This window comes from Chryseobacterium sp. SN22 (genome assembly GCF_008329705.1).
GTDB lineage: Bacteria > Bacteroidota > Bacteroidia > Flavobacteriales > Weeksellaceae > Chryseobacterium.
Window position 1 is genome coordinate 153,739 of the sequence record NZ_VTSX01000004.1, and the last position, 17,593, is coordinate 171,331.

At 41.4% G+C, this 17,593-nt stretch carries 19 protein-coding genes and 2 tRNA genes; 11 read left to right on the forward strand and 10 right to left on the reverse strand.

Annotated elements, in window-relative coordinates:
• Nucleotides 1-9 precede the first annotated feature (9 nt).
• Nucleotides 10-933, forward strand: coding sequence for a glycosyltransferase family 9 protein (locus FY557_RS04015; RefSeq protein ID WP_149246056.1), 924 nt, complete (start codon nucleotides 10-12; stop codon nucleotides 931-933).
• Between the two features lie 59 nt (nucleotides 934-992).
• On the opposite strand, the gene FY557_RS04020 is transcribed toward FY557_RS04015, so the two are convergent.
• The 3 genes from FY557_RS04020 to FY557_RS04030 all read right to left on the reverse strand — a co-directional run bounded on the left by FY557_RS04020 (nucleotide 993) and on the right by FY557_RS04030 (nucleotide 2,462).
• A tRNA-Val gene (locus tag FY557_RS04020) sits at nucleotides 993-1,067 on the reverse strand.
• Nucleotides 1,068-1,101: 34 nt separating this feature from the next.
• Nucleotides 1,102-1,176: transfer RNA gene (locus FY557_RS04025), tRNA-Val, on the reverse strand.
• Nucleotides 1,177-1,217: 41 nt separating this feature from the next.
• Nucleotides 1,218-2,462 (reverse strand): bifunctional folylpolyglutamate synthase/dihydrofolate synthase, encoded by a 1,245-nt coding sequence (locus tag FY557_RS04030; RefSeq protein ID WP_149246001.1) that lies wholly within the window; start codon nucleotides 2,460-2,462, stop codon nucleotides 1,218-1,220.
• An 88-nt stretch (nucleotides 2,463-2,550) separates the two neighbouring features.
• Here FY557_RS04030 and FY557_RS04035 point away from each other — a divergent pair, with 88 nt between their 5' ends.
• The 5 genes from FY557_RS04035 to FY557_RS04055 are packed head-to-tail and all read left to right on the forward strand — an operon-like array spanning nucleotide 2,551 to nucleotide 6,786.
• The gene (locus FY557_RS04035; protein WP_149246002.1) at nucleotides 2,551-3,894 is read left to right on the forward strand and encodes a TolC family protein; all 1,344 of its coding nucleotides are present in this window, start codon (nucleotides 2,551-2,553) and stop codon (nucleotides 3,892-3,894) included.
• 1 nt (nucleotide 3,895) lies between these two features.
• A complete protein-coding gene (locus FY557_RS04040) occupies nucleotides 3,896-4,486 on the forward strand; it encodes a SprT-like domain-containing protein (RefSeq protein WP_149246003.1) in 591 nt (196 codons plus the stop codon).
• Nucleotides 4,487-4,488: 2 nt separating this feature from the next.
• Nucleotides 4,489-5,574: a mannose-1-phosphate guanylyltransferase gene (locus tag FY557_RS04045; RefSeq protein ID WP_228451697.1), complete on the forward strand. Its 1,086-nt coding sequence runs from the start codon at nucleotides 4,489-4,491 to the stop codon at nucleotides 5,572-5,574.
• A 32-nt stretch (nucleotides 5,575-5,606) separates the two neighbouring features.
• A complete protein-coding gene (locus FY557_RS04050) occupies nucleotides 5,607-6,284 on the forward strand; it encodes a hypothetical protein (protein WP_149246004.1) in 678 nt (225 codons plus the stop codon).
• Nucleotides 6,241-6,786: a GNAT family N-acetyltransferase gene (locus FY557_RS04055; protein WP_149246005.1), complete on the forward strand. Its 546-nt coding sequence runs from the start codon at nucleotides 6,241-6,243 to the stop codon at nucleotides 6,784-6,786. Before FY557_RS04050 ends, FY557_RS04055 begins: the two co-directional genes overlap by 44 nt.
• Nucleotides 6,787-6,865: 79 nt before the next feature.
• Here the strand turns inward: FY557_RS04055 and bcp are convergent, their stop codons facing one another.
• A complete protein-coding gene (bcp, locus tag FY557_RS04060) occupies nucleotides 6,866-7,315 on the reverse strand; it encodes a thioredoxin-dependent thiol peroxidase (RefSeq protein ID WP_149246006.1) in 450 nt (149 codons plus the stop codon).
• A gap of 33 nt (nucleotides 7,316-7,348) precedes the next feature.
• On the opposite strand from bcp, the gene nth reads away from it, so the two are divergent.
• A complete protein-coding gene (gene nth, locus FY557_RS04065) occupies nucleotides 7,349-7,969 on the forward strand; it encodes an endonuclease III (protein WP_149246007.1) in 621 nt (206 codons plus the stop codon).
• A 51-nt stretch (nucleotides 7,970-8,020) separates the two neighbouring features.
• Here nth and FY557_RS04070 read toward each other — a convergent pair whose 3' ends face one another.
• Nucleotides 8,021-8,470 carry a DinB family protein gene (locus FY557_RS04070; RefSeq protein WP_149246008.1) on the reverse strand — a complete coding sequence of 150 codons (450 nt, stop codon included), beginning with the start codon at nucleotides 8,468-8,470 and terminating at the stop codon, nucleotides 8,021-8,023.
• A 713-nt stretch (nucleotides 8,471-9,183) separates the two neighbouring features.
• Nucleotides 9,184-10,980, reverse strand: a complete 1,797-nt coding sequence (locus FY557_RS04075; RefSeq protein WP_149246009.1) for a DUF885 domain-containing protein — start codon at nucleotides 10,978-10,980, stop codon at nucleotides 9,184-9,186.
• A gap of 294 nt (nucleotides 10,981-11,274) precedes the next feature.
• On the opposite strand from FY557_RS04075, the gene FY557_RS04080 reads away from it, so the two are divergent.
• The 4 genes from FY557_RS04080 to FY557_RS04095 all read left to right on the forward strand — a co-directional run bounded on the left by FY557_RS04080 (nucleotide 11,275) and on the right by FY557_RS04095 (nucleotide 13,963).
• The gene (locus tag FY557_RS04080; protein WP_149246010.1) at nucleotides 11,275-11,736 is read left to right on the forward strand and encodes a hypothetical protein; all 462 of its coding nucleotides are present in this window, start codon (nucleotides 11,275-11,277) and stop codon (nucleotides 11,734-11,736) included.
• 169 nt (nucleotides 11,737-11,905) lie between these two features.
• Complete coding sequence (locus FY557_RS04085) at nucleotides 11,906-12,610, forward strand: MotA/TolQ/ExbB proton channel family protein (RefSeq protein WP_149246011.1); 705 nt, start codon at nucleotides 11,906-11,908, stop codon at nucleotides 12,608-12,610.
• Between the two features lie 40 nt (nucleotides 12,611-12,650).
• Nucleotides 12,651-13,049, forward strand: a complete 399-nt coding sequence (locus FY557_RS04090) for an ExbD/TolR family protein (RefSeq protein ID WP_149246012.1) — start codon at nucleotides 12,651-12,653, stop codon at nucleotides 13,047-13,049.
• A 29-nt stretch (nucleotides 13,050-13,078) separates the two neighbouring features.
• Nucleotides 13,079-13,963: a ferric siderophore ABC transporter substrate-binding protein gene (locus tag FY557_RS04095; RefSeq protein ID WP_149246013.1), complete on the forward strand. Its 885-nt coding sequence runs from the start codon at nucleotides 13,079-13,081 to the stop codon at nucleotides 13,961-13,963.
• Nucleotides 13,964-14,077: 114 nt separating this feature from the next.
• Here the strand turns inward: FY557_RS04095 and FY557_RS04100 are convergent, their stop codons facing one another.
• The 4 genes from FY557_RS04100 to accD all read right to left on the reverse strand — a co-directional run bounded on the left by FY557_RS04100 (nucleotide 14,078) and on the right by accD (nucleotide 17,569).
• On the reverse strand, nucleotides 14,078-14,470 hold the full coding sequence (locus FY557_RS04100; RefSeq protein ID WP_149246014.1) for a hypothetical protein: 393 nt from the start codon (nucleotides 14,468-14,470) through the stop codon (nucleotides 14,078-14,080).
• A gap of 114 nt (nucleotides 14,471-14,584) precedes the next feature.
• Nucleotides 14,585-15,988: a nucleoside recognition domain-containing protein gene (locus tag FY557_RS04105; protein ID WP_149246015.1), complete on the reverse strand. Its 1,404-nt coding sequence runs from the start codon at nucleotides 15,986-15,988 to the stop codon at nucleotides 14,585-14,587.
• Nucleotides 15,989-16,149: 161 nt separating this feature from the next.
• Nucleotides 16,150-16,662 carry a DUF6973 domain-containing protein gene (locus FY557_RS04110; RefSeq protein ID WP_149246016.1) on the reverse strand — a complete coding sequence of 171 codons (513 nt, stop codon included), beginning with the start codon at nucleotides 16,660-16,662 and terminating at the stop codon, nucleotides 16,150-16,152.
• Between the two features lie 52 nt (nucleotides 16,663-16,714).
• A complete protein-coding gene (gene accD / locus FY557_RS04115; RefSeq protein ID WP_149246017.1) occupies nucleotides 16,715-17,569 on the reverse strand; it encodes an acetyl-CoA carboxylase, carboxyltransferase subunit beta in 855 nt (284 codons plus the stop codon).
• Nucleotides 17,570-17,593 lie beyond the last annotated feature (24 nt).

Sequence of the window (17,593 nt, forward strand, 5' to 3'; positions counted from 1 at the left end):
GATGTTGCCATGACGGCACCGGTTTTCCGCGAGTTTCTGGAACAGAATCCTGAGGTGGAAATTATCATGGTTTCCAGAAAGAATTTTGAAAGCCTGTTTGAAGATATCCCGAATGTTATCTTTAAAGGAGTAAATCTGGACGATTATAAAGGTTTTTTCGGATTAAACCGGCTGGCCAATGAACTGATCAGGGAATTTAAACCTGATATGATAGCTAATCTCCATGATGTGATTCGGACAAAAGTCCTGGACAGGATTTACCGCAGAAAAGGGCTTAAAGTATTTAAAATCAATAAAGGGAAAGAAGAAAAAGAACACCTCACCGATGTCTGGAATCTTAATAAAATTCAGCTGAGAAAAACCGTAGAGCGCTATGCCGATGTTTTCCGTGAAATGGGTTATCAGGTAGAGCTTTCCCATAAGTTAAGACCTGCACCTGGTGAAAAATCAGGAATCGGTTTTGCGCCTTTTGCCCAGCACCGCGGGAAAATGCTTCCGCTGGAGAAATCGTATGAGCTGGCGCGGATTGTAGCCCAAAAACATACCGTCTACTTTTTCGGGGGAGGAAAAGCCGAAACCGAAACATTGGAAAAATGGGAACACGAAATCCCGAATACCGTTAACCTGGCTGGAAAGCTGGGTCTTACTGAAGAATTAAAAAAGATCGCGGGGCTGGAACTTATGATCTCTATGGATTCCGCCAATATGCACCTGGCAAGCCTTGTAGGAACGCGGTGTGTTTCCATTTGGGGACAAACGCATCCTTATGCCGGATTCTTAGGTTTCGGACAAAGCGAAGACGATGTGGTGCAGATCAAAGATCTTACCTGCAGGCCGTGTTCCGTTTTCGGGGACAAAGAATGTTACCGCGGAGACTGGGCTTGCCTGGAAGAGCTGGAGGTACGTAAAATTGTGGAGAAGATTAATTTTTAAAGTGATTTTAAATATATAATTAAATAAAAAAATCTCCCTTAAAAAAGAGAGATTTTCTGTGGGCCCTGAGGGATTCGAACCCCCGACCCTCTGGGTGTAAACCAGATGCTCTGAACCAACTGAGCTAAGAGCCCTGAAATTTTTTTAAAGGCTTCAGTATCCTTTTTGTGGGCCCTGAGGGATTCGAACCCCCGACCCTCTGGGTGTAAACCAGATGCTCTGAACCAACTGAGCTAAGAGCCCCTATACTTGTTTCCTCGTTTAGAGTGGTGCAAATATACGACTTATTTGGAAACCTCCAAATTTTTTTCTAAAAATTCTCCCACAACAAAATTGCTTCCACCAAGAAAAATCATTTCTTCATTTGTACATTCCTCTTTTGCAGAAAGATACGCATCCTGGACCGAATCAAAAATTTTATAAGAAATTTTTGCCCCGATCAGCAAGTCTTCATATTCCTGAGGCGGCCTTCCCCGGAAAATGGCCGGTTTTGCAAAATAAAATGTTGCATTGTTAGGGAGGATTTTTATGACTTCATCTATTTTCTTATCATTAACGAAGCCTAAAATAATATGTTTAGGCTTATCAATTGAATTTAATTGGGCGAAAACATACTCCAACCCCGCTTGATTGTGCCCCGTATCGCAGATGGTAAGCGGATTTTTTGAAAACTCGAACCAACGGCCGATAAATCCGGTATTCTGATGAACATATAAAAGTCCTTTTTCAATATTTTCATCGGAAACTGTGAAATTTAATTTTCTCAGTTCTTCAATTAAATTTAAAACGACTTTGATGTTTTTTTTCTGATAATTCCCTTTCAGGTCAGATTTTAATGTTGTTTGTAACGGGGTAGCGTCAATAAATCGAGCATTTTCCTGATCTGCTTTATTTCTGATGATGTTTTTTACCGTTTCATTTTCATCTCCTGAAATAACCGGAATACCCGGTTTTACAATTCCCGCTTTTTCGGCCGCAATTTCTTCAATAGTATCGCCTAAAATATTCTGATGATCCAGTTGAACATTGGTAATCGCTGAAACCAAGGGTTTAATAATGTTGGTTGAATCCAATCTTCCCCCCAGGCCTACTTCAATAATGGCAATATCGACATCCTGGCGGTAAAAATATTCGAAAGCCATGATGGTTGTAAATTCAAAAAAAGAAGGGAGGATATCTTCGGGCAGGTTTTTTAATTTTTGAATACAGGCCAAAACGAATTCTTTATCACAGTTAGTGCCGTTTACTTTAATACGTTCGGTAAAATCGATAAGGTGGGGAGAATTATATAAGCCGACCTTATAGCCAGCCTCCTGTAAGATGGAAGCAAGCATATTGCTGGAAGAGCCTTTGCCGTTCGTCCCTCCGATGTGGATGCATTTTATTTTTTCCTGCGGATTACCGAAAAAATCGCAGAGCCTTTTGATATTGTCCAGTCCGGGCTTATAGGCTTTCTGCCCATCAATCTGGTAATTGGGAGTCTGTATAAAAAGCCAGTCTACAGCCTCCTGATATTGTTCATGAGTCATAATACAAAATTCTCAAAAGTTTTTTAAAAAGAAACAGCAAAGTGTAACTTTTTTATATTTACTTCGTCTAATAGGGAAAAATATTTCTATGAAAAGAGTTTTGACTATTGTTTTGGGATTAACTTGCCTGGCTGTCAATGCCCAGAAAAAATGGTCTTTGAGAGAATGTGTGGATTATGCAACTGAGCATAACCTGCAGGTTATCCAAAACGAATATTCGAAACAGGTACAGGATCTAAACCTGAAAATTGCGAAGAAAAACTATCTTCCGTCCGTTTCCGCCAATGTCGGAAATACGGTAAGTTTCGGGCAGACCTCTTTCGGTACGGGGAGTTTAAGGAACGACCGTTTCAGCAACAGTGCCAATCTGGGAGCGGATATCCTGGTTTTCAATTACGGAAGACTGGAAAAAACCGTGAGAAAGACAGAGTTTGATGTAGAAGCAAGCCAATATGATATTGAGACGATTAAAAATGATATTTCGCTTCAGATCGCCCAGCAGTATTTAACCACGTTATTGAATAAAGAGATCGTAAAGATTTCACAGGCTGCGGTAGAGAATGCCCAGAAGCAGTATGACCGTTCAAAAATCACCACGGAAGTAGGGACTACTGCCCAGACAGTATTGGCCGAAGCAGAAGCCGGACTGGCGCGAGAAAAGCAGAACCTGAAAACCGCAGAAATCAATGTCGGAAGAAGCCTTTTTGCCCTGGCCCAGCTTTTACAGCTTCAGGAATACAAGGATTTTGATGTGGAAGATGTGAATATCCCTGATCAGCTGACGCCGCAGCTGAAAGAAGTGGATGAAGTGCTGGCTACCGCTTATGAAAACCAGCCTCAGATTAAAGCTGTCGAAAGCCGGATCAGGTCGGCTGTAGCCCAGACGGAGATTAATAAGACCGCATTCTGGCCTACAGTAACAGCCAGTGTGGGAATCGGAAGTTTTTATAATAATCTTTTGAACACCAATAATACCGCCGGATCATCTCTTTTTTATGTAAGGGAGCAGGGATTTTTTTCCCAGTATAAAGACAACTTTGGTCAGCAGGCTGCGATTTCTTTAAATATCCCAATTTTCAATAAAGGAATTACAAAGCTCCAGATAGAGCAGTCCAGATTGAATGAGAATATTGCTAAAGTGACCATGCAGCAACAGAAGCAGATCATCCGTGAAAATGTTCAGAAGGCACAGTTTGATGTAGATGCCAACTATGAAATTTATTTGTCTGCTGTTCAGGCTGAAAAGAGCACCAAACTGGCGCTGGATTTTGCAGATAAAAGTTATGCAGCAGGAAGATCAACGATCTATGATGTAAACATAGCCAGAAACAACTACGCCAATGCTCAGGGATCTGTAGCACAGGCCAAATATAATTATGTGTTCAGTCTTAAATTGCTGAATTTCTACGCAGGAATTCCGCTGAGTTTATAAAATGTCAATCCAACCTTTAGAAAAATACTTACCCCCAAATACCCTTCAATATTTAAAAATCTGGTTTGCCGATTATTACGTTCATATCAAGGTAACGCGTAACCGGGATTCCAAGCTTGGTGATTACCGAAAGCTCCCGGATCATTCACATGAGATTACCATCAATTCCACCTTGGTTCCGCAGCTGTTTTTCTTTGTACTGACCCATGAGCTGGCACACCTGATTGCATTTGAAAAGTATGGACGGAGAATTCTGCCGCATGGCAATGAATGGAAAGAAACGTTCAGAAGAATGTTGTTGCAGAGCCTTGAAGTATACGAAGAGGATTTAAAGCCGATTATCATAAAGTTTTCAAAATCTCCGAAAGCCAATTTTATGGCAAGCCCTGATTTGGTAAAATATTTCCATATTGAAAAACAGGACGATAAGCTTGTTTTTATTGAAACCTTACAGAAAGGCGACTTTTTTATTTACCGAAATGAAAAATACCTGTTAGAAGGTCTGATTAAAAAAAACTATCTTTGTAAGCACCTGGCTACGGGAAGAAAGTATTCTTTCAAACCATTGGCAAGGGTAGAAAAATATACTTAAGAATGTTACAATCAGATAGATATTGTGTAATTATGGCAGGAGGAATCGGCAGTCGGTTCTGGCCTATGAGTACACAGAAATTTCCGAAACAGTTTCAGGATATTTTGGGAGTTGGGCGTACCATGATTCAGCAGACCTATGACCGGATCAGCAAAATTATTCCCAACGAAAATATATTTGTCATTACCAATAAAGAGTATGTAGAGCTTTCCCGTCAGCAGTTGCCGGAAATCCCTCAGGATAATATTGTGGGCGAACCCCTCCTGAAGAATACCGCACCGTGTAACCTGTATATGGCCAATAAAATTGCCGGAATCGATCCGAATGCAACCATGATCGTTTTGCCGGCAGATCATTTGATTTTAAAAGAAGAAACTTTTCTTGAGAAAGTAAAGCTGGCATTTGATATTGCTTCTGAAAACGAATATCTCGTTACTTTAGGAATTACGCCTACCAGGCCGGATACAGGCTACGGGTATATTCAGTTTGTAGACAAACACGATTCGGAATATTATAAAGTAAAAACCTTTACGGAAAAGCCTATCCTTGAAATTGCCAAAAGCTTTCTTGAAAGCGGCGACTTTCTCTGGAACGCCGGAATTTTTATCTGGAACGTAAAAAGCATCCATCATGCTTTTGAAACCTATCTTCCGGATATGACCCAGCAATTTACGGCCTGTGAATATAATGCCGGTAATGAACAAAGCTGTATCGAGCTCATTTATCCGAAAGTTCAGAAAATTTCTATCGATAACGGAATTCTGGAAAAAGCAACGAATGTATATGTGATTCCTGCCGATCTGGGTTGGAGTGATCTGGGAACGTGGACTTCCGTATATGAAAATGCTGATAAAGATGAAAATCTGAATGCCCTCAAAGCCAAGCAGCCGATTCTTACTTATAATGCAAAAGGAAATGTAATCCGGATGAAAAGCAATAATAAAGCGGTGATTATCGATGGACTGGAAAATTATATTATTGTGGACACCGATAAAGCATTGCTGATTTGTCCGAGAGATAACGACCAGTTAATAAAAGACTATGTGCTCGATCTGAAGAGCCTTAAAAAAGGAGACCGGTTCATATAAAATAATCCGCAGTCTTTCTGCGTTCTTTTACTATGTTGAAACTTATCACCAAATTGCATGTACTTGTTTTTCTGTTTTTAGGAATTCTTGGGTTTTCTCAGGAAAAAAAGCAGTTTTCAAGTGTACCGGGGCTTTTGCAGAGAATAGTTCCTAATATAAAAACAGATTCCTGGGTTTTAATTCATAAAAGCTACGGCAGGGATGAGGTTGTAAAAAAGGTAGGAGCGGTAAAGGATTATACTTCCCCATCTTCAGGATTTAATATAGGAATAGCAGAAGAAGATGAATTTTATTACATTGTGTACTCCACAGGAGGAAAGACCGGATACGTTACCGATCTGGAGGGATTGAAAAAATTTGTCGGAAAAGCGGATGATGTGCAGGAAGCGGCAATCCTTGCTGCGGCAGACGGCTACATTATCGATGAAGAGTTCAAAGATATGGCCGGCAATTATTATGAAGATTCATCCAATTATTACCTGGATCTGGGTAAACTCACCTCAACGGAATGTCCTTATCAGAAAAAGCATTATACATTAACGGTCAACAAATCTTCAGAAACCGTTACCAGTGTAAAAGACAACGGCGCTTATATAGAGCTCTACAATAAAAAATGCACCAATAATCCGAGGCTATTAAAAATCGAGAAAAAAGAAGAACCTCAAGATGAGCCAAAAAAGAAATCTTCAAGACCTGCAAAACGCCGCTGATTCCTACGAAACGGAGCGGCTTCTCCTTCGTCCGATGTCACCGGAAGACGCCGAATTCATTCTGGATCTGTATAACCGGCCGAAATTTATCCAGTTCATCGGAGATCGGAACCTGAAAACAGTTACCGATGCAGAAGACTATATTAAAAACCGTTTTCTACCTCAGTTTGAACGTTTGGGTTACGGGAATTACCTGATGGTCACAAAAGAAGGACATCACAAGATCGGTGGGGTAGGGATTTTCGAAAGGGAAGGACTGGAGGTAGTAGACATCGGTTTCTCTTTGCTGGATGAGTTCGAAGGAAAAGGTTATGCATACGAAGCCGCTTCAAAAATAAAATTGGTCGGGATGAATAACTATGGGCTGAAAAAGATTTCTGCCATTACGACAAAAGATAATTTCTCTTCTCAAAAATTAATTGAGAAACTGGGCCTGCGATTCCAAAGATGGGTTACGATCCCCAACGATCCGGAAGAGCTGATGTATTATGAAACCGAGTAATTTCAATGCAGAAAAAGAATATCTTGTCCTGTAAGACACCCTTTTCCGTTATACCAAAAGAGATTTGTAAATTAGTATATTATCCTTCCAGAATCTGTGCTGCATGATCTTTGGTTTTCACTTTATCGATTATCTGGGTGCAGGTTCCGTTTTCATCAAAAAGGAAAGTCGTTCTCACGATTCCCATAAATTCCCTGCCCATAAACTTTTTCAGCTGCCATATCCCGAATTTTTCAATGATATCGCGGTTTTCGTCTGCGATGATGTCAAACGGCAGTTCATATTTTATACTGAAATTTTTCTGGCTCTTCACTGGGTCTGCACTTATGCCCAGCAACTGGAAGCCCTGATCCTGCAGCTCGGAATAATGATCGCGCAGATTGCAGGCTTCAGCGGTACATCCGGGGGTATTTGCTTTCGGGTAAAAGAAAACAACAAGTTTCTTTCCGTTAAAATTTTTCGAATCAATGGTTTCGCCGTTCTGATTTATTCCTTTAAATTCCGGTAATTGGTCTCCGACTTTCAACATAATGATTTATTTTTGTTCAAATTTAATGGTTACATGACAAAAAAGCAAAGAGCCGAAACAGTTCTGACAGAATTGGAAAAATTATACCCGCAGGTTCCCATCCCGCTCGATCATACCGATCCGTTTACCCTATTAGTGGCTGTTGCCCTTTCAGCACAGACCACAGACAAGAAAGTGAATCAGGTAACACCTGACCTTTTTCAGGTGGCCGGGACCCCGCAGCGGATGGCAAAGCTGGAAGTTTTTGAAATCAAGGAACTGATTAAAGAGATCGGACTTTCCAATCAAAAGGCCAAGAACCTGAAAAGAATGGCAGAACTGCTGCTGGAAAAGCATGATGGCGTAGTGCCTCAAACCTATGAAGAACTGGAAGCATTGCCGGGCGTAGGCCATAAAACCGCTTCGGTAGTGATGAGCCAGGCTTTCGGATTTCCTGCATTTCCGGTAGATACCCATATTCATCGCCTGATGACAAAATGGAAGCTGACCTCCGGCAAAAATGTGGTGGAAACGGAAAAAGATGCCAAGGCATTATGGCCGGCAACGGCTTGGAATAAACTGCATCTTCAGATCATTTATTACGGAAGGGAATATTCTCCTGCCCGGGGCAATGGGGAAAAGGATTTTATTACGAAAATGCTGTTTGAAAAGTAATTAAACTAATTATTGGTTATCAATCATTTAGCTTGTTTTTTTTAAGTTAATCTATTGTTCATCCAGCATTCTGCGGTGATAATTAATCTGTCCTAAATGATAGCCCAGATGACCGAAAAGATGGATCAGGAAATAGCCTGTGGTCATGGTAAATCCCAGCGGTTCTCCCGGAAATTCTTTTTCAAGGTCTTCGGCAGATAAATTTTCCAGGGTAATGGTTACGGTTTCAGTTGTTTTTTCAATCTGCTGAATTAATTCTGTTCTAGGAATATTTTTTAATGAAAATTCAAGATCCCTGTTTCTTACATAGCCGGAATTTCCTAAAACCGCTCCCACAAAATGGCTGAGGTTCCCAACCAGGTGCAGTGCCAGGTTTCCCGCGGAATTTGAAATATTTTTGTCTGTTTTCCAGATCGTTTCCTCGTTTTGATAGGCTTCGATTTCTGTTCTTAATTTGGTCAAATCTCTAATGAACAGAGACTGCAGGCTTTCAGTAATCATTTTTATTTAATTTTTGTTTTAAAATATCCCTTGATATCCTTTGAAACCAATGAGTCGATTTGGGTTGTATAGTTGATAAAACCATAAATGCTGTCATTTTTTTGAAAAGACATTTTATGAAGAATCAGTTTCTGACGAACAGGAGCGGAATTGATGAATCTGATTTCATTATTCAATGTTTTCGGATCAATATCTTTAATTAAAAATCTACTGTTAAAAACTTTTACCAATACCCCGTTTCCAAAATATCCGTTGTTATTATTCAGCCAGATATTGATCGTATCTCCAATGTTTTCAGCCTTACATGTATAATCTTCAAACTGAAATGACCACGTATGATGAAGTCGTCAGAAAAGCTTAATCTTTGTACAAGGGAAGCGGTCCTTGCCGGACTTTCTGTTTTTTCATGAATAAACAAATTAAGCTCAGGATATTTTGAAAGAAGTCTTATCATATCATTTTCCGGAAGATTTTCGTCAACGGCAAATTCCTCATAACGGTCAGTCTTTTTTTCGGATTGACAATTAAGGAGAAACAATATCCAAAATAACATAGATATGACATCATACTTTTTCACAGTTAAATGTAAACAAAATCCCACAAAATCATTTGGTATTTGAGACTGTTATCGATATGTTGGCAGAAAAAACTTCCGGCATCCAGCTTCCTTCTTCCAGATTTTTAAATCCAGCTTCTGCTTCGAGTTCACATTATCACTTCTGCTTTTTCGCCCAAAGCTCCATTTTCCGGTTCAGTACATCCAGCGGAAGACATCCCTGGCTCAGGACTTCATCATGAAATTTTGCCAGACTGAATTTGGTGCCCAGTTCCTTCTGATATTTTTCCCTCAGCTCCCGGATACGTAACGATCCGATTTTATAGCCTAAAGCCTGTCCGGGCATGGCCATGTATCTTTCCACCTCGGCCGTGGCACCGGCTTCGTCGTAAGAAATATTACTCAGAAAATATCGGATGGCCTGTTCCCTCGTCATTTTTCCTGTATGTATGCCGGTGTCTACTACCAATCGTACGGCCCTCAGCATCTGGTCGCTCAGATAGCCCATCTTCTGGTAAGGATCGGTGTACAGCCCGAATTCCGGACCTAAGGTCTCACAATAATGAGCCCATCCTTCACCGTACGCCCCGAACCATCCGAAACGCATAAACTTGGGAAGTTTGGTATTTTCCTGCTGCAGGGAAACCTGGTAATGATGTCCCGGAATGGCTTCATGAAGAAACAGGGATTCCATTCCTGAGGTAACATTGAATTTAGTCGGATCAGGAAGGGGAACATAAAAAATTCCCGGCCTTTTTCCGTCCGGTGTTCCCTGGATGTATTCTGCACTGGCGCTGGCTTCACGGAACTTCTCGGTCTGCCTGATTTCAAAACCGGTTTTTGGAGTCACGGAAAACATGGTTTTCAGTTTCGGAGTAATTTTCGTTAAAATCCCGTTGAAAGCCGTAAGAACTTCTTTTGACGTTTTGTAAGGCATGGCCTTAGGATCCGTCTTTACATAATTAATAAATTCTTCCAGCGTTCCGGTAAAACCCACCTGCTGTTTTACCTTTTCCATTTCAGCACGGAGCATGGCTACCTGCTGAAGCCCGATTTTATTGATTTCTTCAGGAGATTTGGTTGTAGTCGTCCAGCTTTTCGCATAATACCGGTAAATTTCTTTCCCGTTCGGCAGGCTGTTGTAGCCATCCGTCTCCCTTGCTTTCGGCAGGTATTCCTTTTCCAGGAAATCGCCCATTTTCGTATAGGCAGGGATGATTTTCTGAATAACGGCTTCTTTATAAAGGGCTGTAAGCCGGTCTTTCTGTTCCTTGGTAAAATCTTTCGGGAATTTTCTGATCGGTCCGAAGAAAATATTGTTTTCAGGGTCCTTCGTCGTAATTTCTTCCGCTCTCATCTGCGGGATCATTTTTACGACCAGCTTTTTAGGCAGAACCATTTTATTATTGATTCCTTCACGGAAATTTTCGGTAGCGGCATCCATCCATTCCGGGAATTTTTCCATCCTTTTCAGCCAGTCGGTGTAATCTTTTTCTGTTTTAAAAGGCTGGCTTCCTTCTCCGCTTCCATACAGCGGAAAATTCAGCGGCAGGCCGCCGAACTGGGTAAAAGGAATATATTCAGGATGGTAATTGGAAGCCTCGATTTTATCCTCTAGGGTAAAGTTCAGCACATCAAAAACCACTTTGTTTTCATCAGAAAGATTTTTATAATCCACATTTTCAAGCTGTTTTTGCACCGATGTGTAGAAAGCCACTTCCCCGGAAATAAAATCTTTATCGATATTGATGGGCAATTGGTCATTATATCTCAGGTCTCCCTGCGAAGTCGCTTCCAGCGGATATAATTTCAGGTACTGTTCATAGTAATTAGAGGCGATGGAATCCAGATTGGACGGCGTCACTTTCGTTAACGGCGAATCGGACTTTTTGCATGAAGTAAGACCGGCAATTAAGCTGAGTCCCACAATTCCTTTTGCTAAAATATGTTTCATATTTTCAGAATTCTTTATCAAACAAATGTAAATATTTAAAACAGAAAGTCGGAAAGATTATTTCAGATCGTCCCTTTCTTTGATATTACGGTATCGGTCGCCGCTTAATCATTATAAATTTCAGTGCTTTCTGGTTTTTCATCATCAAAATTCACCTTTCAGGTGCTACAGTTAGTAATTATCATTGATTTTCCTAAAAATACTTTCAAAAAATTTTTCACATTCAATCTATTTTTTATCTTTGTTGAAAACGTTTAACAATCATAGTATTACAGCTCTTTTTTTTAAGAAATAATGAAAGGGATTTTAAAAATTTACCATCCGGAGGAAACGCTAAAGTACAATATCAGAAACACTTATTGTAAAGCGGTTTACAGCAACCAGCAGCATCTCCTAGAGGTTGAGATTATCACGGATGACGGGTTGGATCATGTAGAAGATGATTCTTTACAGTATAACTTTCCCCAGCTTTCTCTTGAAGTTTTCGATTTCCCGATCGATTCTGCGGAGATTGAGGGAAAAACCATTACCATAAACGATTCTGATGAAGACACCTACACAGAGGTCAATCTTTTTGATGACGAAGACGCTTTCATTTATGACAACGAGCTTCTGTTTGAGAAAAACGAGGAAGGCGAGCTTCAGGTAATCTGGAAAGGAACAATCGACGACTTCTATACAGGTTCGGAAGCCCCGATTCCTTTCAGGCTTAAATGCGAGTTCAAACAGGAAGAAATTGAAATAGACGAAGATTAGTCTTCTTTTGTCTGATCTTTATAAAGATTTCTTTTCAAAATATATTTTGGAAAGAAATCTGTTGCTTTATGGAATAGCAGAATTTAAGTTGTTTTTAAGCAATTTTTAAGAGCACAATTCATAATATTCCATTATTTTTGTCGTTACAACTTTTATAAAATACACATTAATGCTGTTAACGGAACTTACTCAGATGTTATTTGCCCAGGTTGCCGCCCCCGCAGTGGCGGCAGATGATTTAGAATTCTCATTTTGGAAAATCATGTTTCACGGAGGCGCTTTTGCTAAGATCGTAATGATCACCGTGTTGCTGCTGGGTGTATTTTCCGTATACCTTTTCTTTGAGCGCTTTTTCTTTATTAAAAGATTAACGTCTAAAACGGATTCCAATTTCATGGATAATATTGAAGACTTTATCCGGGAAGGGAAAATGGAAGCGGCCCTGGATTACTGCAAAAGGCAGAATTCTCCGGAGGGCAGGATCCTCGAAAAAGGAATCTCAAGACTGGGGCGCCCCGTTTCCGATATTGTAAGCGCCATGGAATCCCAGGCCCAGGTAGAAGTCGCCAATATGGAGAAAAACCTGAACCTTTTAGCCGTGGTTCCGAGTATTGCGCCGATGTTAGGGCTTTTGGGAACGGTAATCGGGATGATTATTGCTTTCTTTAATCTGTCACATGCCAGCGGGTCATTCTCTCCGAAAACCTTGTCTGAAGGGATTTATACGGCATTGGGGCAGACGGCAGTAGGTCTTGCGGTAGCGATCCCGGCCAACTTCTTCTACAATATTTTATTAACGCGGATTGATAAGTTTGTCCTGAAGGCCCAGAATATGTCCGGCGAATTTTTAGACCTTATCAACAAACCTTTGTAGTTTTTAATGTAAAGGTTCCATCTGACTAAAAAAATAAAAGATGAAAATTCAGAGAAGAAATAAAGCAAATCCGGAATTCAGTCTGGCGGCGATGACAGACGTTATCCTGCTAATGCTGATCTTCTTTATGGTAACATCTTCGGCGGCCAACCAAAGCGCCATCGATGTAAAATTACCTAAAGCAGATACCGCAGCTGATAGTATCCCGAATCCTCTGGTCGTAAGCGTAAAGCCGGACGGCTCCTATTTTGTGGATGATGTTCCCGTAAACAGGGGCGAACTGGAGCAGACGGTTGTGAATAAATTAGCCAGCCAGACCAACAAGTCTTTTACGATACGGGCAGACGAAAATACATTGCATAAAGATGTTGTTTTCATTATGGAAATTGCTGAAAAAAACAAATTGAATATTGCGATTGCAACCGTTAAAGATAAATAACACCTCCGGAAGTCCCGGGAAAACAGACAATGAAAAGTTATACGATAAACAAAGACGAGCAAAACAAAGACCGGATAAAGAGCGCAGTGCTTTCTATCCTCATCTGGTCTGCCATTCTGCTGTTTGTATTTTTGTATAAATTAAAACCCGAACTGGATGAGCAGCCGGAAGTGGTTACCACAATGCTGGTCAATTTCGGGGATAACCGGAACGGAAACGGAGTGGAAGAACCTGCCGATCAGCCGGGAAGTCTCGCAGCCGCTACAGAAGAAGTAAGCACGGAGCCTACAGAAACAGCGGTTCCTGAGACCAGGACGGTAGTTCAGCCCGAGCCGCAGCCCGAAACCAAGAAGTCGGACGCAAAGGATAAAATCATTACCGGAAACAATACGAAGGTTTCGGTGCCTAAAAAAGAAGAATCCAAAGCAGATAATAAAAAGTCGGCACCCAGTACATCGGCTACGAAAAATACAAAAAAAACCGGAGCTACCACTGCAAATTCCAAAACGGGAAACGGTGATGGTAAAGGAAATGCAGCCATCGGAAACCTGATCCGGGGCCGTGGTACCAAAGCCGGCAGTCAGGGTGATGGAACTGGAATCGGCAATGCGGGGGACCCTTTAGGCGGCGACGGAAACGGTGACAGCAAAGTGGGGATCGACAGAAGGCTGGTAGGGTTTATCCCGGGAACGATGGGAAGAGGAGGCGCACAGCCGGCCAACAGCTGTACCGCCAGCGGGACCATTACCATTGCTTATACCGTAGACAAAGCCGGAAACGTGGTCTCAGCCAGAAGATCGGGAGGAACATCAGATCCCTGTATTACTTCCAATGCCGTTTCATGGGTAAAGAAATACGTCAAGGCCGAGAAAGCCAGTGTATCTTCTACCGGAACGTATAAGATTACATTTTAGGATGAGGCTGGAAGAGGGAAGATGGATGTATCCCTGCCGACATCAAAGCTAGATTCCTGTTATTAACTGACTGAAGTTAATTGAATTATCGATTCGCATAGAATACAAAAGCACTTATTCAAGTGCTTTTTTTATTTCCGAGATCCTGTTGATGATGGGAAGGGCAAAAATGCCGCTGGTCTGAAGATAAAGTTCATAAAAGGTTTTTGCTTTGTCCAGGAAGTCGTTGTTGGCTTCTGTTTTTCCCTTGAAATAGAAAAGGTTACCCAGCATTTCGTAATAATCTTTATGATCCCTTTCTTGCCTTTCGTTTACGATTCCGATAATCTCTTCTTTTGATTTTGATGAAAGCGTAGTAAAATCAAACTTAAAAATATCCCGCATCAAAGAGTTGAAATCCAGCTCTTTCTGCATCAGGCTTTCTTCAGGCTTATCTAAAATCAGTTTTTCCAGCGCCTGGCTTAGCTGGCGGATCAGTCTTAATGTAAATTCTTTATCGGTAATCATAGAGATTTAAAGTTTAAGGTTTTATGTTTAAAGTTATTGTAATTCAGCTGATTAAAATCACCGGAATTTTAAATTTTTGACTATTGGCGGCTGAAGTTACCCAAGTCATGCTTTTTATGCAAAAAACAAATAAGCCAGCAAGATCGAAGTAATAATCCCCACCAGATCGGCCAGAAGCATGGCAATTACGGTATATCTCGTATTCTTTACGGCTACGGCACCGAAATAAACGGCAATCACGTAGAAGGTCGTATCTGAGCTCCCTTGGAGAACGGCTGCCAGTTTCCCCTGGAAACTGTCCGGCCCGAACGTTGCCATCGTATCCATCATCATTCCCCGGGCTCCGGAACCCGATAATGGTTTAATCAATGCGGTTGGAAGCCCATCCACAAACCGGGCATCCAGATTGGCGGCATTGGCCATCCATTTCATCCCGTCAATAATAACATCGAATACTCCGGAAGTTCTCAAAAGCGAAATGGCAATCAGCATCCCGACCAGATAAGGAATAATCTTCACACTGGTCGTGAAACCTTCTTTTGCACCATCTACAAACGCCTCGAAAACATTGATTTTTTTATAAACAGCCCCAAGAACAATAGCCAGGAAGATAAAAAGAATCAGCCCGTTGCTTAAAATCTGGCTGAAGGTATCCAGGTGTTCCTTGCTGAGTCCGGTTAAATACCAGACCAACAGTCCGACCAGAGCAGAAATTCCTCCGACATACGCCAGGACTACCGGTTTTAGTAAATTGATTTTCTGGTATAAAGAAACGATAATCATGGCGGCCAGTGTTGCGGCAAAGGTGGCGATCATGCAGTACAGGAAAATGTCGGTGGGGTTCTTGGATCCGGCAGAAGACCGTAGCGCAATAATGGAAACCGGAATCAGCGTCATTCCCCCGGCATGAAGGCATAAGAACATGATCTGGGAATTGCTTGCCGTATCTTTATCCGGATTCAGGGTCTGCAAACTTTCCATCGCTTTTAATCCAAATGGGGTTGCGGCATTGTCCAGACCGAGCAGATTGGCACTGAAATTCATCAGCATATGTCCGAAAGCGGGATGGTTTTTAGGAATTTCAGGGAACAGCTTAGAGAAAAAAGGCTGGATCAGCCGGCTCAGAAGGTTGATGCCCCCTGCTTTTTCTGCAATGCTCATAAATCCCATAAACAGCGCCATGATTCCGATAAGGCCGAGGCAGATTTTCACTGCTGTTTCAGAAGTTCCGATAACGCCGTCGGCTTCCTGCACCCGGTACACTTTTACTTCCTGTTGTAACGGGTCGGTTTTATAGTGAATCCGGTTGTCCTCGAAATCCGGTTTCTTCATCAGGCTGTCCCGTAAAACAGGAGAGAGGGTACTCATTTTCTGCGTGGCAATCTGCACGGTATCACCGCCTTTTCCCACCACCATATCGTTGAAAATGGTTTTGTAAGAGCTTGATGAAATGTATTTTATACTGGCAATGGCAATGGCAATGATAATGAATGCCGACCAGATTCTGCTAAGGACCATTCGATAGAATTAAATAGGGGTTAAACTTATCAAAAAAACTCCAGATTACAAAGCGTGAATGGCCAATAGTGAATTCCTTTGAGCCAATAGTGAATTTTAGGACGTACTAATTCACCTGCACAGCAAAAATTAACCAACAGAGCGAAATTCAACGTTCCACTTTACTTTTCCTCCAGATAGACCAAAAATCCTTTGAAATCATCTTCCTGATCCTTCAGCACTTTAGCATCCTTCATTTTATTTTCCAGACCCTCGATGAAAAAGCTTTTTTCAAAAAACTGGCGGTGGACGCCTTGCAGCATTTCCATGAAATAATCCATCCCGATTTTATTGTTGTGAAGATCCATCTTGGTTTCCAGCGGTTTATTCGGAAAAAGTTCTTCGTGCAGGTCAGTGATTCGTTTGCAGAATTCCAGGGCTTTTTTCGGAGAGGAAACCTTACAGCAGTACATCATGATGAAACAGCACCACAATGCATGCCTGAAAGAATTGCCGATGCCGTTTGTAGAGGCAGTGTCCGGGAATTTTTTCTGGGCAATGGTGTAAGCCTTTAATGTCGCATAAAAGCTTAACACGGAAAAAACAGGGTGGGGAAGGACAAGCCTTAAAAGACGGAGAATCTTTTTAAAGCTCATGCTCCGGATCGTATTAAAGAATATTTTAAATGTCCTCATAATAAAAATCTCTCCCGGAATGAGAGAGATTAATGTATTTTGTTAAATGATATTATGCCTGGGAAGTCAGCAGATTCACGGTTTTAGCAACGGTATTTCTGATGTCTGTTCTCTTCACGATAAAATCCACGAACCCTTTTTCCTGAAGGAATTCCGAAGTCTGGAAGCCTTCCGGCAAATCTCTTCCGATGGTCTCACGGATGACCCTTGGCCCGGCAAACCCGATGAGTGCGCCCGGTTCTGCCATAATGATATCAGCAGTCATCGCAAATGAAGCGGTAATTCCACCAAAGGTAGGATCGCAAAGATAAGCAATATATAAAAGCCCTGCTTCGGAAAGCTGAGCCAGTTTCGCCTGAACTTTAGCCAGCTGCATCAGGGAATAAGTCGCTTCCTGCATTCTTGCCCCTCCGGATTGGCAGATGATCATATAAGGAAGTTTCTTTTCGATACAGTAGTCGATGGCTCTTTTAATTTTTTCGCCCATCACAGAACCCAAAGAACCTCCGATAAAAGCAAAATCCATACAGGAAACCACCATTTGAGTTCCTTTTACAGTTCCTACTGCATTTCTGATGGAATCGGTAAGTTTTGTTTTGGCTTTTACTTCCTTCAGACGGTCGGTATACGACTTGGTATCTTTAAAATTCAGGATATCAATACTTTCAACATTGGCATCCAGCTCGGTGAATTTACCTTCATCGAAAAGGATATCAAAAAATTCGGCACTTCCTATTCTTACATGGAAACCGTCTTCCGGAGAAACATAGCTGTTTCTTTTCAGTTCGTCATGTTCAACAATTTTTCCCGAAGGAGTCTGATGCCAAAGACCTTTAGGCACGTCTTTCTTTTCATCAGTAGAGGTCGTAATATTTTGTGCTTTTCTTTTAAACCACTCGAATGCCATATTGTATATAATTGATGTTTAATA

Excerpts from the sequence above, each read along its gene's own strand:
- FY557_RS04015 (WP_149246056.1), top strand. The coding sequence starts at position 10 with ATGACGGCACCGGTTTTCCGCGAGTTTCTGGAACAGAATCCTGAGGTG.
- FY557_RS04030 (WP_149246001.1), bottom strand. The coding sequence starts at position 2,462 with ATGACTCATGAACAATATCAGGAGGCTGTAGACTGGCTTTTTATACAG.
- FY557_RS04035 (WP_149246002.1), top strand. The coding sequence starts at position 2,551 with ATGAAAAGAGTTTTGACTATTGTTTTGGGATTAACTTGCCTGGCTGTC.
- FY557_RS04040 (WP_149246003.1), top strand. The coding sequence starts at position 3,896 with ATGTCAATCCAACCTTTAGAAAAATACTTACCCCCAAATACCCTTCAA.
- FY557_RS04045 (WP_228451697.1), top strand. The coding sequence starts at position 4,489 with ATGTTACAATCAGATAGATATTGTGTAATTATGGCAGGAGGAATCGGC.
- FY557_RS04050 (WP_149246004.1), top strand. The coding sequence starts at position 5,607 with ATGTTGAAACTTATCACCAAATTGCATGTACTTGTTTTTCTGTTTTTA.
- FY557_RS04055 (WP_149246005.1), top strand. The coding sequence starts at position 6,241 with ATGAGCCAAAAAAGAAATCTTCAAGACCTGCAAAACGCCGCTGATTCC.
- bcp (WP_149246006.1), bottom strand. The coding sequence starts at position 7,315 with ATGTTGAAAGTCGGAGACCAATTACCGGAATTTAAAGGAATAAATCAG.
- nth (WP_149246007.1), top strand. The coding sequence starts at position 7,349 with ATGACAAAAAAGCAAAGAGCCGAAACAGTTCTGACAGAATTGGAAAAA.
- FY557_RS04070 (WP_149246008.1), bottom strand. The coding sequence starts at position 8,470 with ATGATTACTGAAAGCCTGCAGTCTCTGTTCATTAGAGATTTGACCAAA.
- FY557_RS04075 (WP_149246009.1), bottom strand. The coding sequence starts at position 10,980 with ATGAAACATATTTTAGCAAAAGGAATTGTGGGACTCAGCTTAATTGCC.
- FY557_RS04080 (WP_149246010.1), top strand. The coding sequence starts at position 11,275 with ATGAAAGGGATTTTAAAAATTTACCATCCGGAGGAAACGCTAAAGTAC.
- FY557_RS04085 (WP_149246011.1), top strand. The coding sequence starts at position 11,906 with ATGCTGTTAACGGAACTTACTCAGATGTTATTTGCCCAGGTTGCCGCC.
- FY557_RS04090 (WP_149246012.1), top strand. The coding sequence starts at position 12,651 with ATGAAAATTCAGAGAAGAAATAAAGCAAATCCGGAATTCAGTCTGGCG.
- FY557_RS04095 (WP_149246013.1), top strand. The coding sequence starts at position 13,079 with ATGAAAAGTTATACGATAAACAAAGACGAGCAAAACAAAGACCGGATA.
- FY557_RS04100 (WP_149246014.1), bottom strand. The coding sequence starts at position 14,470 with ATGATTACCGATAAAGAATTTACATTAAGACTGATCCGCCAGCTAAGC.
- FY557_RS04105 (WP_149246015.1), bottom strand. The coding sequence starts at position 15,988 with ATGGTCCTTAGCAGAATCTGGTCGGCATTCATTATCATTGCCATTGCC.
- FY557_RS04110 (WP_149246016.1), bottom strand. The coding sequence starts at position 16,662 with ATGAGGACATTTAAAATATTCTTTAATACGATCCGGAGCATGAGCTTT.
- accD (WP_149246017.1), bottom strand. The coding sequence starts at position 17,569 with ATGGCATTCGAGTGGTTTAAAAGAAAAGCACAAAATATTACGACCTCT.